This window comes from Pedobacter glucosidilyticus DSM 23534, from assembly GCF_000425145.1.
Taxonomy (GTDB): Bacteria; Bacteroidota; Bacteroidia; order Sphingobacteriales; family Sphingobacteriaceae; genus Pseudopedobacter; species Pseudopedobacter glucosidilyticus.
The window spans coordinates 66,914-81,699 of record NZ_AULF01000010.1; the positions used below are offsets into that span (position 1 = coordinate 66,914).

Below are 14,786 nucleotides of genomic sequence, written 5' to 3' on the forward strand. Positions count from 1 at the left end.
AAGATGAAACAAGATAACGAAAATACAAGAAGAAGTTTTATAAAAACAGCGGTAACAGGTGCTGCTGCTGTTACTTTTGGAGGTATATTACCCGGTTTTAGTGCCAAAAGTTATGCAAGTATTTTAGGAGCCAATGAAAGAGTAAGAGTAGCCATGATGGGAGTAAATGCAAGAGGTTTAGCTTTAGCTACTAACTTTTCATCTCAGCCAAATTGTGAGGTTATATATGTTTGTGACGTTGACGAAAGAGCAACAAACAAATGTATTGCTAAAGTAGAGGCAGCTCAAAATAAAAAAACTAAAGCTCAGCCAGATTTTAGAAAAGCCCTTGAAGATAAAAATTTAGATGCTTTGGTTGTAGCAGCGCCAGATCATTGGCATGCACCTGCAGCTATTCTAGCATCAAAAGCTGGTAAACATGTTTATTTAGAGAAACCTTGTGGACATAACCCGAATGAGGGGGAGCTACTGATTGCTGCTGTTAACAAGTATAAAAATGTTATACAAATGGGTAATCAAAGGAGATCTTGGCCAAATGTTGTAGCAGGTATTAAGGAGTTACATAATGGGCTTATAGGTAGACCATATTTTGCTAAAACATGGTATACTAACAGTCGTAAATCTATTGGAATAGGAAAAGAAACACCGGTACCAGCATGGCTTAACTATGATTTATGGCAAGGTCCTGCTCCGCGTAAAACGTTTAAAGATAATCTTATACATTATAATTGGCATTGGTTCTGGCATTGGGGAACAGGTGAGGCATTAAACAATGGTACACACATGGTAGATCTTGCTAGATGGGGTTTAGGGGTTGATTACCCTACTAAAGTTACCTCAAATGGTGGAAGATATCATTATAAAGATGACTGGGAAACTCCAGATACCCAAATTATTAATATGGAGTTTGATAACAATACTTTTATCAGTTGGGAAGGAAGAAGTTGTAATGGTGCACCAATAGAAGGAAGTGCTGTTGGGGTTATTTTTTATGGAGAAACAGGATCTTTACAAATTGATGGAACAAACGGATATAAAGTTTATGATTTAAAAGGGAAGCTTATCAAAGAAGTTAAAGACGATAACAAAGTAGAAACTTCTAGTCTTACGAACCCTTCTCAAGCATTAGATGCTTTCCATCTTCAAAACTTTTTTGATGCTATTAAGGAAGGAAGCGCATTAAACTCAGATATTATTAGCGGACATCAAAGTACTCTACTAGTTCAATTAGGAAATATTTCATTAAGATCGGGTACTGCATTAAATATTAATCCTAAAAATGGTAGAATTTTAAATAATCCTGAGGCAATGAAATATTGGAGCAGAACTTACGAACCAGGTTGGGAACCTACAATTTAATTCAAAGCCGAGAATCAAACATGAAAAATCAATTAGCATCAGTAGATGTAAACTCATTAAGTAAGCGTGATACTACTATTTCTATCGTTATCATAGCACTTCTATTCTTTATTTTCGGTTTTGTAAGTTGGATAAACGCTATTCTTATACCATATTTCAAAATAGCTTGTGAGCTTACTAATTTTCAATCGTATTTAGTAACCTTTGCATTTTATATATCTTATTTTGTAATGTCGGTGCCATCATCATTTCTTTTAAAAAAGGTTGGTTTTAAAAGAGGAATGATGATTGGTTTCTGGACAATGGCTGTTGGTGCATTCATTTTTGTACCCGCAGCCTTTACCAGAACTTATGAGATTTTTTTAATAGGGTTATTTACTTTAGGTTCTGGTTTAGCTATACTTCAAACAGCGGCAAATCCGTATATTACCGTTTTAGGAGCAAAAGAAAGAGCAGCCCAGCGCATCAGTATTATGGGGATATGCAATAAAGGAGCTGGTATTTTGGCACCTTTAATTTTTGCAGCCGTTATTCTTAAAGCTACAGATGGCGAATTATTTAAGCAACTTCCTACTATGGATGTTGCCGAAAGAAATGCCGCTTTAGATGAACTTATTAGAAGGGTAATAGTGCCTTATGCTTGTGTAGGCACTGTACTACTTGCATTAGGTTTATTTGTAAGATATTCACCGCTGCCCGAAATAAATACTGAAAAGGAAAGTGAAGAAGTTGCTATGGCTAATTCTGATAAAACAAGTATTTTTCAGTTCCCACATTTAATTTTAGGTGCAATTGCTATATTCTTACATGTAGGTACACAGGTTATCGCTATTGATACGATTATTGGATACGCAGGTTCAATGAATATCCAATTAATGGAAGCAAAAGTATTTCCTTCCTACACTTTATTTTTAACCATTTGCGGTTATTTACTAGGTATTATCACTATTCCAAAGTTTATTAGCCAAGTTAATGCTTTAAGAATATGTACTTTTTTAGGAGCTCTTTTTACTTTGGCTATTGTATATACAGATGGAAATATTAATTTCTTAGGACATAATGCTGATATCTCTATTTGGTTTGTGGTCCTTTTAGGGTTTGCAAACTCCTTAGTATGGGCTGGTATTTGGCCTCTAGCTCTTGATGGTTTAGGCAGATTTACCAAACTAGGTGCTTCTATTATGATTATGGGTTTGTGTGGTAACGCTATCATACCACTGTTTTACGGTTATTTTGCCGATGAATATAGTTTGAAACAAGCTTACTGGGTTTTATTTCCATGCTATTTATATCTTATTTTTTATGCTATAAAAGGTTTTAAATTAAGAGAATGGGGCTTTAAAGCTCAATCTTAAAAAAAGTACTTTTTAACTTTTCTATTAATAACTTCTATATTATTCTTTTTAATGAAGTATATAAATTTCTATAAACTTTCAGTTATCGTTACACTTGTACTGGTGTGTACATCATGTGCTCTTCAAAAATCAAGTAAGCCCAATATGATTAGATTACTAACACTAAATCCGGGGCATTTTCATGCTGCTTTAATTCAAAAAAGCATGTTTGATGATGTTAATCATGAAGTTCATGTTTATGCTCCCGAAGGGCCAGAACTTGCAGCACATCTGAAGCTCATCAATAGTTATAACTCACGTCAAGAAAATCCAACATCTTGGAAAGAAAACGTTTATAAAGGGGATGATTATTTGGAAAAAATGCTTCAAGAAAGAAAAGGTAATGTTTTAATACTTGCTGGAAATAATCAAAAAAAAACCACTTACATCAATAAAGCTGTAGATGCTGGATTAAATATTTTAGCCGATAAACCTATGGCTATTGATGATAAAGGATTTGAAGTACTTGAGAATGCTTTTAAAACAGCAGAAGAAAAACGTTTGCTATTGTATGATATGATGACAGAGCGTTATGAGATTACAAACTTATTACAAAAAGAACTAGCACAAAGCAAAGATATTTTTGGAACTATAGAGAAAGGAAGCCTTAAACAACCTGCTATAGAAAAGCAAAGTGTACATCATTTTTTTAAATACGTTTCTGGAGCGCCTTTAATTAGACCCGCATGGTATTTTGATGTTAAACAAGAGGGAGAAGGTTTGGTAGATGTTACTACCCATTTAGTAGATTTAATTCAGTGGTCGGTTTTTCCTGAGACGGTTTTTGATTATAAAAATGATGTGGTAATACTTTCCGCACAAAGATGGTCAACTCCTTTAAGTTTAGCTGAGTTTACTAAGTCAACAAAGCTAGAGGAGTTTCCGGGTTATTTAAAAAAAGATATCAAGAATAATATCTTACATGTAAATGCCAATGGAGAAATGAATTATACTTTAAAAGGAGTTCATGTTAAAGTAGGTGTTATATGGAATTTTGAAGCCCCTACTGGTACAGGTGACACGCATTACTCTGTAATGCGTGGTTCAAAAGCGAATTTATTAATCAAACAAGGTAAAGAGCAAAACTATAAGCCAGTTTTATATATAGAACCATTAAATCAAACCTCTCAGTATCAAGAGAAATTAAATCAAAATTTTAAAAAAATAGCTTTAAAATATCCTGGTGTTAGTTTAAAACCTAGAGATAAAGGTTGGGAAGTTATCATTCCAGAAAAATATCATGTAGGTCACGAAGCCCACTTCTCAGCAGTTGCTCAAAAATATTTCAGTTATTTTAAAAACGGTAAGCTTCCATCATGGGAAAAATCTTATATGTTAACTAAATACTATACCACAACTGCAGCTTTAAGCAAAGCATCGCTAAAATAGGTCATCATATTAAATAAATAAGTAGTTATGGATGTTTCTAAAGTATCAAACCTAAACCATAGAAGAGATTTGCTAAAAAAGTTTAGCTTAGCTGCTTTATCTTTAGCTGCTTTACCTACCATCGCAAAAGATCATTTGCCATCAAAGTTTAATGATAAAATTTATACCACCAAAGCTGATTTTTTAAAAGATAAAGGTTTAAAACCAACAGATCTAGTTAGAATTTTAGGCTATTATAGTTTAAATGATGGTGGTGGTGCAGAGTATGTTGTGGTAAAAAATAATACTTATGATTTAAGTGATGAATATACGATTCGTATAAACGATAATATAAGCGCAGTTTTAATAACACCACAAGCAATTCATTATAAAATGTTTGGTGCTGTTGGTGATGGTGTAAATAACGATGCAGTACAAATTCAACAAGCACACCAATATGCTAATAAAAAAAATATACCTGTTATTAATCTTGCTGGCGAGTATTGGCTTAAAGAGGTAAAAAAAATTACCATTCAAACTCCAGTACAATGGGGTAGTACAATTTTTCATATTAACGAGGAATACAATACAAAATCATCTAATCGGTTTGAAATTATCCCTTCTACCAAACCAGTTCCAATAACTTTATCTAAAGAAGCTAAAGAAAGTGTATTATCGAAAGTAAAGCCTGGCGTACAAAATATAACAGAATTTGAACCTTATAAAAATCATTTAATCATAATGAGTGATAAAAATGATCAGATTGGGTTTAGATCAGGAGCTAGGTTTACGGGGCAAGCTTGGGCCAAAGAAGAGCTGTTTTATGTAGAAGAGGATGGTAGAATTATTGGAGATATTGCCTGGGAATTTAAAAATTATACAACGCTAATGGCCTATACGGCAGAGCAAAGCTATCTCACTGTAGAAGGAGGCACTTTTCTGCTATCAGGAAATAGTCCTGGTATTAAATACGAGGGTTATAAAAAAAATGGCTTTGCCATCACCAGAAGTAGAACGATTATCAAGAACCAGTGGGTTGGTTTAGAAAAAAATAGTATCGATGCAGCTTTAGACCCTAGAAGTGGTTTTTACACCATATCTACTGCTTATGAAGTAACCTTAGAACACATAAGATTAATACCCTATATACAAGATAGAGAAGGAGATGAATATGATGTAAAGGCTGGAACTTATGGCATTAGTATGGGCCGAGTTTTAAAAACAACTTTTAGAAATATTACTGCTGAAGGTGGCAAAATGCACTGGGGAGTTTTTGGTACCAACCTGAATAAAAATTTTAAGTTAGAAAACTGCCAACTAAACAGAATTGATGTACATTTTCATTGTTGGAATCTATATATTAAAGATTGTATCATCGGTTATAGAGGGATTTCTGTAACTGGTGGAGGAGACCTTTTTATAGAAAATACAAGTTGCAGTTCTAGGTCGTTTATTAATTTCAGGAGAGATTTTGGTTCTAAATGGGATGGAGATATCTACCTTAGAAACTGTAAGTTTTTGCCTTCTGGTTCGTCACAGGTTTTTGTATTAGATTTTAATCCTATGAACTTTGATTATAAATATCCCGTAGGATTTGGGCGCAGTATAATTATTAAAGATTTAAAAATTGATTTTACTGGTTCAACAGATAAAAACGCAACTTGCTGGCTTATTAACATCCCCAATTTTTCAAAAATAAAAAATGGAGATAGGCTTTTTTTACCGCAATTTATAGAGGTTAAAAATGTTTTAATGAGAGGGCGTGAAAAAGGACTCAGAATCATGAGCATCCCAAACGCAGGAGATTACAAACTTCAACAACAAGGAAGTTATCAGGAGGGGCAACTTTTTACGAATGCAAAATTAAATTTTATAAATATTCCTCTAGAAAAAATAACACATCCTAACGAGGCTCATTTCGCTATTTTAAATGAAGAAAACCACAACTATACGGATGATTATTCCTTATATCCAATAATAAAATTTGAGGATTGCCATCACCTTGTTATACAACACCTAAATGCTGTAGGAAGTTATATTTTTGAACAGTGCCAGATTGCTGGGTTTAGAGGGGCAGATACCAAAAATGTTAAAGGTAGAATCATCTTTAATGATTGTAATTTTAATCCAATAATTGTTGATCCTAAAGAAAATTGTTACCATTTAGATGCAGAACATGGCACAAGTTTTACCAATTGTTGTATACATATTCCTCAGTATAATAATTTACCTGATGCGTACTATTTAGATAAATTAGGTTTTATAAAAATTAATAAATCTTTAAAATTCAATCATTTAAATACGATTATAGGAAGAGATGTGTTGAGCTATTTGCAAAAAAATGCTATAAGTATCTCACCTAAATTTATAGCGATGTTAAAATCTCATCACGAGTTAGAAACAGAAAATTTAAGCTGATAATTTTATGTTTAACATTTCAAATAAAATTCAGGTACCAGATATTTCAAAAGAATTAAAATCTAATGATTTAAATAATATCTCTAATCTTTTAAGAACCAAAACATCTTATGAGCTTATAAATTCTTCTTGGTCTAAGTTTCAAACACAAACGAAAGTATTATTTAGTATTGCCCATTTACAAGATACATTATTATTAAAGTATCAAGTCTCAGAAACATATTTTAAAGCCTCTATCAGAGAGGCGAATACTCATGTTCATTTAGATAATTGTGTAGAATGTTTTATATCTTTTTTGGATGATAAAAATTACTATAACTTAGAGTTTAATTGTTTAGGTAGTGTAAAAGTAGGTTATGGAGCTGGTAGAGCTAATAGGGAATTGTTATCAGAACAAATATTAAAATCTATAAAAACGCATATTACACTTCAACATGATAAAATGTTAAATGAATTTAATTGGGAGATATTGATTTTAGTCCCGATTGATGTTTTTATGTTTTCCCATTTAAAAACTTTAAAGGGATTATCTGCAAAAGCCAATTTTTATAAATGTGGAGATGATTTACCAGAGCCTGATTATCTTTCGTGGACACTCATACAAACAAGTGAGCCAGATTTTCATCAACCACAGTTTTTTGGAACGCTTATTTTTGATTAATAATTGTAAATAGTTTAAAGAACATTTATGAAGCTCTAAACTTGAGCCTTTAAAACTTAATCAGCCAATTTTATATAAACTTCCTCCTTTATCCCATAACCTGTTAATTTTCTTTTCCACCTCAGGATTTTGAACGAGTGGAGGAGCATGATGAGGTTTTATTCTGGCATCAATAACGATAGGACCATGACATCCCCAATGTTTATGCTCTACAAAGCTATTGATACCATAAATATCATGCGACGGATTGCTTCTGGTAAAACTTACCCAAACAAAATTGTGAGGTGTTTTAGCAGTAAACTCAGCATCATCACATAAAATTATAAGTCCTAAACCATTGAGGTCCTGTGTTTTTAAGTAGTCGTTTAAAATTTGAGTTTCTTCCTCAGCTTTATTATAAGCCGTAAAAGTTGGTGCTTGTATGGCTACTACACCTGGCATTACCATCTTAAATCCCGAGTATAGATTTGGGATGCTAAAATTTGCCGGAATTTCATTCCATAATTTACGTTTTACTTCCCCAGCAATGGCAATAGCTACCTTAGATCCTGCATTAATGTCTGTTCCGCTATAATCAAGGGTGTCAATAGTGGTTTTGGTATAAAAATGTAAATCGCGGGTAAAATCTATCCTTTCTAAAACATGCTGTATAAAAGCAGGAATATCATGAATATCTAAATCAGGATTATCTTCCTTAGCACATATAAATAAATATTTAGCTAAGCTGAGTTGGTTTTTACCTAAAATATGGTTGGCGATAGTTAGTATTTCCTGAGGTTTACGCTCTTTCAAATAGGGTGTATAACGCTCGCTTCCTAAAGCAAAAAGCAAAGGATGAACGCCGGCTGCATCTACCGCGTTTACAGCATGTAAACCAGGTACTTCTTGCGGAATAGCTGCTCCGGTAATTTCATGAATAAGCGCACCAAAACTGGTGTCTTCTTGTGGCGGTCTTCCTACAACAGTAAAGCTCCAGATGGCATCTTTTCTATGATAAACCTGATGCACTTTCATTAAAGGGAAAGGATGCGTTAAGCTATAATAGCCTAAATGGTCTCCAAATGGTCCTTCAGGTTTATTTTCTTGAGGATAAACGGTTCCAGTAATCACAAAGTCTGCATCAGCAGAAATACAAAAACCTTCATCATCATAAAAATATCTGAACCTACGATTTCCCAAAGCACCAGCAAAAGTCATTTCAGATAAACCTTCTGGTAAAGGCATTACAGCAGCTAAAGGATGTGCCGGTGGTCCGCCAACAAAAATACTCACTTTTAAAGGTTTACCTAATGCGTTTGCCTTAGTTTGGTGTACCCCAATACCTCGGTGTAGTTGGTAATGTAAGCCAATTTCTTTATCGGTGATGTATTCGTTTCCGCTTAATTGTATACGATACATTCCTAAATTAGCATTCATAATACCGGGTTTGGTAATGTCTTCTGTATATACTTGAGGCATAGTCACAAAAGGGCCGCCATCCATTGGCCAATTTACAATGGGAGGGATATCAGAAATTTTAGCTCTACCATAATTGATAGGACTATTTTTACTGGTTTTCATGGGTAAGGCAGAAAGTGCTGTTAAAGAAACATCCAAGTATTTAAAAGGTGCTTTTAAAGCTCTCATAGGGTCTCCTTTTAAATCCACTAATATTTTAAGCTTTTCAAGAGTATCTCTAAACATAAACTTACTGCGCTCTAGCGTTCCAAAAAGGTTAGATACGGCAGGAAATTTACTTCCTTTAATATTTTCGAAATATAATGCTGGTCCTTGTTGTTCGTAAACACGATGATGAATAGCTGCGGCTTCTAAATAGGGGTCTATTTCTTCTTTAATCCTTACTAAATGTCCGTTACGTTCTAAATCGTTTACGCAGTCTCTTAAACTATGATATCCCATGATAAGCAAATATCATGATTATGGATTTTGTTTTAAGGAAAAGATTAATTTTTTGGTGAAATTATAGTTTTATAAGATAAGAGTGCCTTTTAAAATGTTATTGCATGATGATTTAATCATTGGAGCAGGACACAGCAGGTTGCAAGCCGTTTTTGATTCTTATAATTTTGGATTTCCTTATGCAAAAAATGTTATCTCATTTTGCGTAATTTAAAATTGGTTTAATAAGAGTGGCTCCCGCTACTAATAAAGGTCGTTTTTTAAACGACCTTTATTTTTTAATAGCTACAGCATTATCAATTGGCTCTTTTGAATAAAAATGTTTTTTATGATTTTATTCTTAAATTAAATGTTCAATAATTTATTCCACATTTGTTCATCAACAGGAATACCCTTTTCGGTGTTTTCTTTTCTGATGTGGAGGGTTCTTTCTCCGGGATAGTAAATTTCTTGTCCTTCAATAGTTTCTGCGGATTTGGTATAAGCTACTATTTCATCAATAATATTTTGGCTGTTTGGAAATAGCTTGGTATCTATACACATATAAACTTGTGAAATACCTGTTTCTTTCTCGCTTTGGGTAATTTTAGCAGTAGAAGAGCCTCCGCTTAAAATGCTAACCAGCAAATCTAGCATGATACTTAATCCAGAGCCTTTCCACATACCAACAGGTAAAGTTCTTCTGGTTTTATATATAGCTGATGGATTTTTAGTCAACTCGCCATCAGCATCATAACCGCCAAAATAGGGTAACTCTTGTTCTTTAAGTTTGTATTCCTGAAGTTTTCCATAAGAAAACTGCGACATCGCCATGTCTAGAACTAGATGTCCGTTTGGATGCGGTACTGCAATAATAAGCGGATTGTTACCAATAGTAGGTTTTTTTGCGCCCCAAGGAGGCATAATAGCAATGGTATTGGTAAAACTGATGCTGATACAACCTGCTTCTGCTGCTTGCCAGCCATAAGTGCCGCCACGCATCCAGTGGTTGGTGTTTTTTAATGCTATACAAGCTATACCGTTTTCTTTTGCAACATCAATTGCTCTTTGCATACAAAAACTAGCGTTTAGCATACCTGGTCCAAAATTGCCATCCCATTGTTCTAATAAACCGTGTTTGGCTATTTGAGTAGGCTCTGCATCAACATTTACCAAACCTTGTTTTACGTAGTCTGCAAAAACTTCAAACCTGTTTAAACCATGAGAATAAACGCCATCTAAACTATTATTGGTGAAAATTTGGGCACAAGCTTGGGCTTTTTCATCTTTAAAACCAAGTTTTTTTAACACCCTAACAAATTCCTGATAAAGTTCTTGATAGCTTACTCTTTTCATGTTTTAAAATTAATACTTTAATATCCTTTAAAAAAACAAAAACCCGATTGTTATTTCTAGCAATCGGGTTTATCAATATCAAAATTAAAGCCTATTTATAAAGTGCTTCTTTTTGTTCTTTTATAGTTTCATTGCTGATGTATTCATCGTAGCTCATCAATTTATCAAGACTACCTTTTGGCGTAATCTCAACAATTCTGTTAGCTACGGTTTGGGTTAATTCATGATCTCGAGAGGTAAATAAGATAACACCTTTGAAATCAACCATACCGTTGTTTAATGCGGTGATAGATTCTAAGTCTAAGTGGTTAGTTGGTTCGTCCATCATCAACACATTGGCACCTTCTAACATCATTTTAGAAAACATACAACGCATTTTTTCTCCTCCAGATAATACGCTACATTTCTTTAAAACTTCCTCACCAGAAAATAACATTCTACCTAAGAAACCTCGTACAAAAGTTTCGTCTTTATCAGCTAAAGAATACTCTCTTAACCAATCGATAAGATTTTCTGTTTTACCATCAAAAAATCCGTGGTTATCATTAGGTAAATAAGCAGGAACTACGGTAACACCCCATTTAAATTCGCCTTTAAAGTCTTTATCGTTACCAGAAATAATATCATAAAAAGCATTGGTAGCCAAAGAATTTTGAGAAAGAATAGCAATCTTGTCTCCTTTGTTTACAGAGAAGCTAACATCTTTAAATAAAACTTCGCCATTAACAACTTTAGTAAGATTTTCTACTTGTAAAACTTGGTCGCCAAGCTCTCTTTGCATCTGGTTAAACATTATGCCAGGATACTTTCTGCTTGATGGTTTAATTTCATCAATATTGATTTTTTCTAAAGCTTTTTTACGGCTGGTAGCTTGTTTAGATTTTGAAGCATTGGCAGAGAAACGTCTGATAAATTCTTGTAACTCCTTCACCTTATCTTCCATTTTCTTGTTCTGGTCTGAACGTTGTTTTAAAGCTAATTGCGAAGATTCATACCAAAAAGAATAGTTTCCGGTAAAAATATTCATTTTACCAAAATCTATATCCACAATGTGTGTACAAACCGTATCTAAGAAGTGTCTATCGTGAGAAACAACTAATACAATATTCTGATAATCAGCTAAAAAATCTTCTAGCCAAGCAATAGTGTCAATATCCAAATCGTTGGTAGGCTCATCCAGAATCAAAATATCAGGGTTGCCAAATAAAGCTTGGGCGAGTAAAACCCTTACTTTCTCGTTACCGTCTAATTCTTTTAATAATTTATAGTGTTTATCTTCTGTGATACCTAAATTGCTCAATAGGGTAGCAGCATCATTCTCTGCATTCCAACCATTCATTTCTGCAAAAAGGTTTTCTAATTCTCCGGCTCTTACACCATCGGCATCAGAAAAATCTTCTTTCATATAAATGGCATCTTTTTCTTTCATGATATCGTACAGCTCTTTATGTCCTTGCAGTACGGTTTCTATTACCGAAAAATCATCAAAAGCATAATGATTTTGGTTTAAAACAGCCATACGTTCGCCCGGAGTGAAACTTACAGAACCACTGGTTGGATCTACTTCGCCAGCAAGTATTTTCATAAAGGTCGACTTTCCAGCTCCGTTAGCGCCAATTACACCATAGCAGTTGCCATGTGTGAATTTGAGGTTAACATCTTCAAAAAGTGTGCGTTTTCCAAAACGTAATGATAAATTAGAAACAGTAATCATGTAAAATCCTTATTTTGCGCAAAGGTAAGGTTTATCTGTGATAAATAAGGCTGGCTTTTATATTAATTGATGGATAAAGAACAATTAACCAACTTTTTAAAGCATCATTACCATAAACAAAAAACTATTGATTTAGCAAAACAGGTAGAAAGTAGTTCTATCAGTATGGATGATGTTTTACAGCTTTGCTTTCAGCAAGATAAACAAATTGCTTTTAGAGCGGCTTGGCTTTTAGAATATGCAGAAATTGAAGCTCCTGCTGTTTTTAAACCATTAGTTCATCATTTTCTAAAACTTTATAAAACTACGGATAACCCTAGCGTACAAAGACACTTTTCTAAAATTGGAATGCGATTGGTGCATCGCAAGTGGAAAGATTTTTATCAATTAACAACTCAAGATTTAAGTATCTTATTAGAACCATCTTTTGATTGGTTGATAAATCCTAAAGTACCAGTTGCCGTGAAATGTAATTGCTTAGATATCATTTATGCACTTTCTGATGAGCAAGATTGGACTTTAGAAGAACTTAAAGTTGTTTTACAGGATTTTTTAACTTCTTCTTCTCCAGCTTTAATCTCCAGAGCAAAAAGAGTATTGTATAAAATAAAGAGGAAAGAGCAAAAGCGTTAATTTATCTAGCAGTTCTGCGTTTGCCTTCTGCTGATAATGCAAAGCTATTGCTTCGAGTAAGTTTTTTAATATAATCAGTTTTTCTAAAACGTAAAGCGCTCCAATCTTCATCAATAGCTATTTGCCTCACAGGTTCTAAATTATATTTTCCTATGGCTTTCCAACCGTTATCCCTGTTAAATTCACAAGTGTACTTTTTTGATGTTCCTTTTGGATAGCAGTACCATAAAATAGCATCTCCCTCAAGTTTTGGATAAATGACGGAGATGCTATTGTCTATTTCTTCTTGCTTGGTTGCAAATACCATAATGAAATTAATTTCTTTATCATCCAAAGCTTTATGAATTGTTGTAAATTGCTTCATAACTTCTAATTCATCATCAAGGCTTTTTGGAGCATTAATGATGTAAATAGCTTTCTGATCTTTGAAATTTAACTTCTTAAATAATGGTGTCATCTGTTTTGGTTTATGCCATCACTTGTTTTTTAGCCAAAAGTTCATGGTAAACACCATCCCAAAGTTGTATGCGTTTTTGTAATGATGCTATGGTTGCCGTTTTAGCTTCTTCCCAATATTGCTCATCATCGCTACATAAATTGGCTGTCATTTGTAAGGCTAAATGACTGTGATGATCGCCATCAACTTCTATATGCCTTTCTAAATAATACTTGAAAATAGAGATGTTATCCGGAAATTCTTTATTGATATCGTTAATGATAGACATAAACATACCCGGAATTAAATCTTCTCTGCCAAACGTAAAAATTGCCGACTGTAAATGACTTTTTTGGCTGGCAATAGTTTCAAAAGTGAAGTTTACGAAAGCTTTGGCTGCTTCCGGAGTATGTGCAATATCAAAAGCTTGATTTAAATCTTTGCTGCTTTTTAGGGCATCAATAAAAGTATTAATTTCACTTACATCGGCACCACATTGTTGCATAGCATCTAAGTAAATTTCAAAATGACTTTTACGTACACCATGCATATCTACATCCGATTCTTCGCCAACCACAATTTCATTAATAAGAAAACGTGTATCAGCATCACCAACCGGAAACCAAGGCGTGTTTACACAGGTAAGACTGTTTTGCAGGGTTTTTAAGAGCGACATAAAATCCCATACAGCATAAACATGATGTTTCATAAAAAGCTTTAAATCATCTAAATCTTTAATAAGATGATAAACTTTATGATTGATGATTTCTTGTCTTAAAGGCTCTATTTCTTCTTGAATTTTTTGAATTTGATATTGCATGTTCTAATGTTTAATATTCTTTAATCATTAGTTTAAAAACGAGGGTATGAGGGTATTGGTTTTGAGATTATTTAAATTTTACCATTTAGAAAACCATTTGCTATCTGCATAAAAAGTTCCGAAAGGTATTAATGAAACCAGAAATGCTAAAGTCATTTGCCAAAATTTCCATTTTAAAACATAGCTAACTCTTAGCAACAAGAATACATAAAGCACAAAAAGAAGTCCGTGTGCCATACCTACCACATAATTGGGTTGTGGCATAGCAAACTGATATTTTAAAATCATGGTGAAACCTAGTAAGATATAAGACCATCCTTCTAAAATGGCTATAGATCTAAATTGTTGGAGAGGCGTTTTAAATTGCATAATTATAATTGTTCTGAAACTCTTTTGAAAATGAAGGCACTTAATCTTTTATTAATTTCTGATGCGTTTTGTAAATAAAAATCTAATTCCTCAGAAGTTAAAAAACCGGCAATTATGCCAAATAACAGCGTTTTTAGTTGGATGTTTGATTTTAAAGCCTGCTGTAAAAGTTTAACCTTATCTAAGCTTTTCTGCTGAGAGAAATTTTTATAGTTTTTTTGTAAGAAATCTGTACAAATACGAACTAAAACTTCATTCTGAAGTTTTAAAACGGATCTTAAAGTAAAGTTTTGAAACTTGCTTAAATCTTCTGTTATGCTTTCTGGGTTTTCAATAACAATTGCAGGTCTGTTATGTAACAGAAATTCGTCTCGGGTCAT

General features: G+C 33.4%; 13 protein-coding genes. 6 read left to right on the top strand and 7 right to left on the bottom strand.

What is annotated here, in order from left to right:
• Positions 1–3: 3 nt before the first annotated feature.
• The 5 genes from H510_RS0103780 to H510_RS0103800 all read left to right on the top strand — a co-directional run bounded on the left by H510_RS0103780 (position 4) and on the right by H510_RS0103800 (position 7,200).
• Positions 4–1,359: a Gfo/Idh/MocA family protein gene (locus H510_RS0103780; RefSeq protein ID WP_026903091.1), complete on the top strand. Its 1,356-nt coding sequence runs from the start codon at positions 4–6 to the stop codon at positions 1,357–1,359.
• Positions 1,359–2,714 (top strand): sugar MFS transporter, encoded by a 1,356-nt coding sequence (locus H510_RS0103785; RefSeq protein ID WP_342662614.1) that lies wholly within the window; start codon positions 1,359–1,361, stop codon positions 2,712–2,714. Before H510_RS0103780 ends, H510_RS0103785 begins: the two co-directional genes overlap by 1 nt.
• Positions 2,715–2,858: 144 nt before the next feature.
• Positions 2,859–4,142, top strand: a complete 1,284-nt coding sequence (locus tag H510_RS0103790) for a putative oxidoreductase C-terminal domain-containing protein (protein ID WP_245584785.1) — start codon at positions 2,859–2,861, stop codon at positions 4,140–4,142.
• Positions 4,143–4,169: 27 nt separating this feature from the next.
• The gene (locus H510_RS19475; protein WP_026903094.1) at positions 4,170–6,539 is read left to right on the top strand and encodes a hypothetical protein; all 2,370 of its coding nucleotides are present in this window, start codon (positions 4,170–4,172) and stop codon (positions 6,537–6,539) included.
• 7 nt (positions 6,540–6,546) lie between these two features.
• Positions 6,547–7,200 carry a carbohydrate-binding family 9-like protein gene (locus H510_RS0103800; protein ID WP_026903095.1) on the top strand — a complete coding sequence of 218 codons (654 nt, stop codon included), beginning with the start codon at positions 6,547–6,549 and terminating at the stop codon, positions 7,198–7,200.
• Positions 7,201–7,260: 60 nt separating this feature from the next.
• Here the strand turns inward: H510_RS0103800 and H510_RS0103805 are convergent, their stop codons facing one another.
• The 3 genes from H510_RS0103805 to H510_RS0103820 all read right to left on the bottom strand — a co-directional run bounded on the left by H510_RS0103805 (position 7,261) and on the right by H510_RS0103820 (position 12,148).
• Positions 7,261–9,099 (bottom strand): UbiD family decarboxylase, encoded by a 1,839-nt coding sequence (locus tag H510_RS0103805; protein WP_026903096.1) that lies wholly within the window; start codon positions 9,097–9,099, stop codon positions 7,261–7,263.
• Between the two features lie 345 nt (positions 9,100–9,444).
• Entirely contained in the window at positions 9,445–10,434 is a 990-nt protein-coding gene (gene yiaK / locus H510_RS0103815) for a 3-dehydro-L-gulonate 2-dehydrogenase (protein ID WP_026903097.1), read from the bottom strand.
• A 91-nt stretch (positions 10,435–10,525) separates the two neighbouring features.
• Positions 10,526–12,148: an ABC-F family ATP-binding cassette domain-containing protein gene (locus H510_RS0103820; protein WP_026903098.1), complete on the bottom strand. Its 1,623-nt coding sequence runs from the start codon at positions 12,146–12,148 to the stop codon at positions 10,526–10,528.
• Between the two features lie 69 nt (positions 12,149–12,217).
• Here H510_RS0103820 and H510_RS0103825 point away from each other — a divergent pair, with 69 nt between their 5' ends.
• Positions 12,218–12,781 (top strand): hypothetical protein, encoded by a 564-nt coding sequence (locus H510_RS0103825; protein ID WP_026903099.1) that lies wholly within the window; start codon positions 12,218–12,220, stop codon positions 12,779–12,781.
• A gap of 1 nt (position 12,782) precedes the next feature.
• Here the strand turns inward: H510_RS0103825 and H510_RS0103830 are convergent, their stop codons facing one another.
• The 4 genes from H510_RS0103830 to H510_RS0103845 form a co-directional block, all read right to left on the bottom strand.
• Complete coding sequence (locus tag H510_RS0103830) at positions 12,783–13,238, bottom strand: hypothetical protein (RefSeq protein ID WP_026903100.1); 456 nt, start codon at positions 13,236–13,238, stop codon at positions 12,783–12,785.
• A gap of 10 nt (positions 13,239–13,248) precedes the next feature.
• A complete protein-coding gene (locus H510_RS0103835; RefSeq protein ID WP_026903101.1) occupies positions 13,249–14,037 on the bottom strand; it encodes a DUF3050 domain-containing protein in 789 nt (262 codons plus the stop codon).
• A gap of 78 nt (positions 14,038–14,115) precedes the next feature.
• The gene (locus H510_RS0103840) at positions 14,116–14,406 is read right to left on the bottom strand and encodes a DUF3817 domain-containing protein (protein WP_026903102.1); all 291 of its coding nucleotides are present in this window, start codon (positions 14,404–14,406) and stop codon (positions 14,116–14,118) included.
• Positions 14,407–14,408: 2 nt separating this feature from the next.
• Positions 14,409–14,786 (bottom strand): hypothetical protein, encoded by a 378-nt coding sequence (locus tag H510_RS0103845; RefSeq protein WP_026903103.1) that lies wholly within the window; start codon positions 14,784–14,786, stop codon positions 14,409–14,411.

Excerpts from the sequence above, each read along its gene's own strand:
- H510_RS0103845 (WP_026903103.1), bottom strand. The coding sequence starts at position 14,786 with ATGACCCGAGACGAATTTCTGTTACATAACAGACCTGCAATTGTTATT.
- H510_RS0103780 (WP_026903091.1), top strand. The coding sequence starts at position 4 with ATGAAACAAGATAACGAAAATACAAGAAGAAGTTTTATAAAAACAGCG.
- H510_RS0103835 (WP_026903101.1), bottom strand. The coding sequence starts at position 14,037 with ATGCAATATCAAATTCAAAAAATTCAAGAAGAAATAGAGCCTTTAAGA.
- yiaK (WP_026903097.1), bottom strand. The coding sequence starts at position 10,434 with ATGAAAAGAGTAAGCTATCAAGAACTTTATCAGGAATTTGTTAGGGTG.
- H510_RS0103830 (WP_026903100.1), bottom strand. The coding sequence starts at position 13,238 with ATGACACCATTATTTAAGAAGTTAAATTTCAAAGATCAGAAAGCTATT.
- H510_RS0103825 (WP_026903099.1), top strand. The coding sequence starts at position 12,218 with ATGGATAAAGAACAATTAACCAACTTTTTAAAGCATCATTACCATAAA.
- H510_RS0103840 (WP_026903102.1), bottom strand. The coding sequence starts at position 14,406 with ATGCAATTTAAAACGCCTCTCCAACAATTTAGATCTATAGCCATTTTA.
- H510_RS0103820 (WP_026903098.1), bottom strand. The coding sequence starts at position 12,148 with ATGATTACTGTTTCTAATTTATCATTACGTTTTGGAAAACGCACACTT.
- H510_RS0103790 (WP_245584785.1), top strand. The coding sequence starts at position 2,859 with ATGATTAGATTACTAACACTAAATCCGGGGCATTTTCATGCTGCTTTA.
- H510_RS19475 (WP_026903094.1), top strand. The coding sequence starts at position 4,170 with ATGGATGTTTCTAAAGTATCAAACCTAAACCATAGAAGAGATTTGCTA.
- H510_RS0103805 (WP_026903096.1), bottom strand. The coding sequence starts at position 9,099 with ATGGGATATCATAGTTTAAGAGACTGCGTAAACGATTTAGAACGTAAC.
- H510_RS0103800 (WP_026903095.1), top strand. The coding sequence starts at position 6,547 with ATGTTTAACATTTCAAATAAAATTCAGGTACCAGATATTTCAAAAGAA.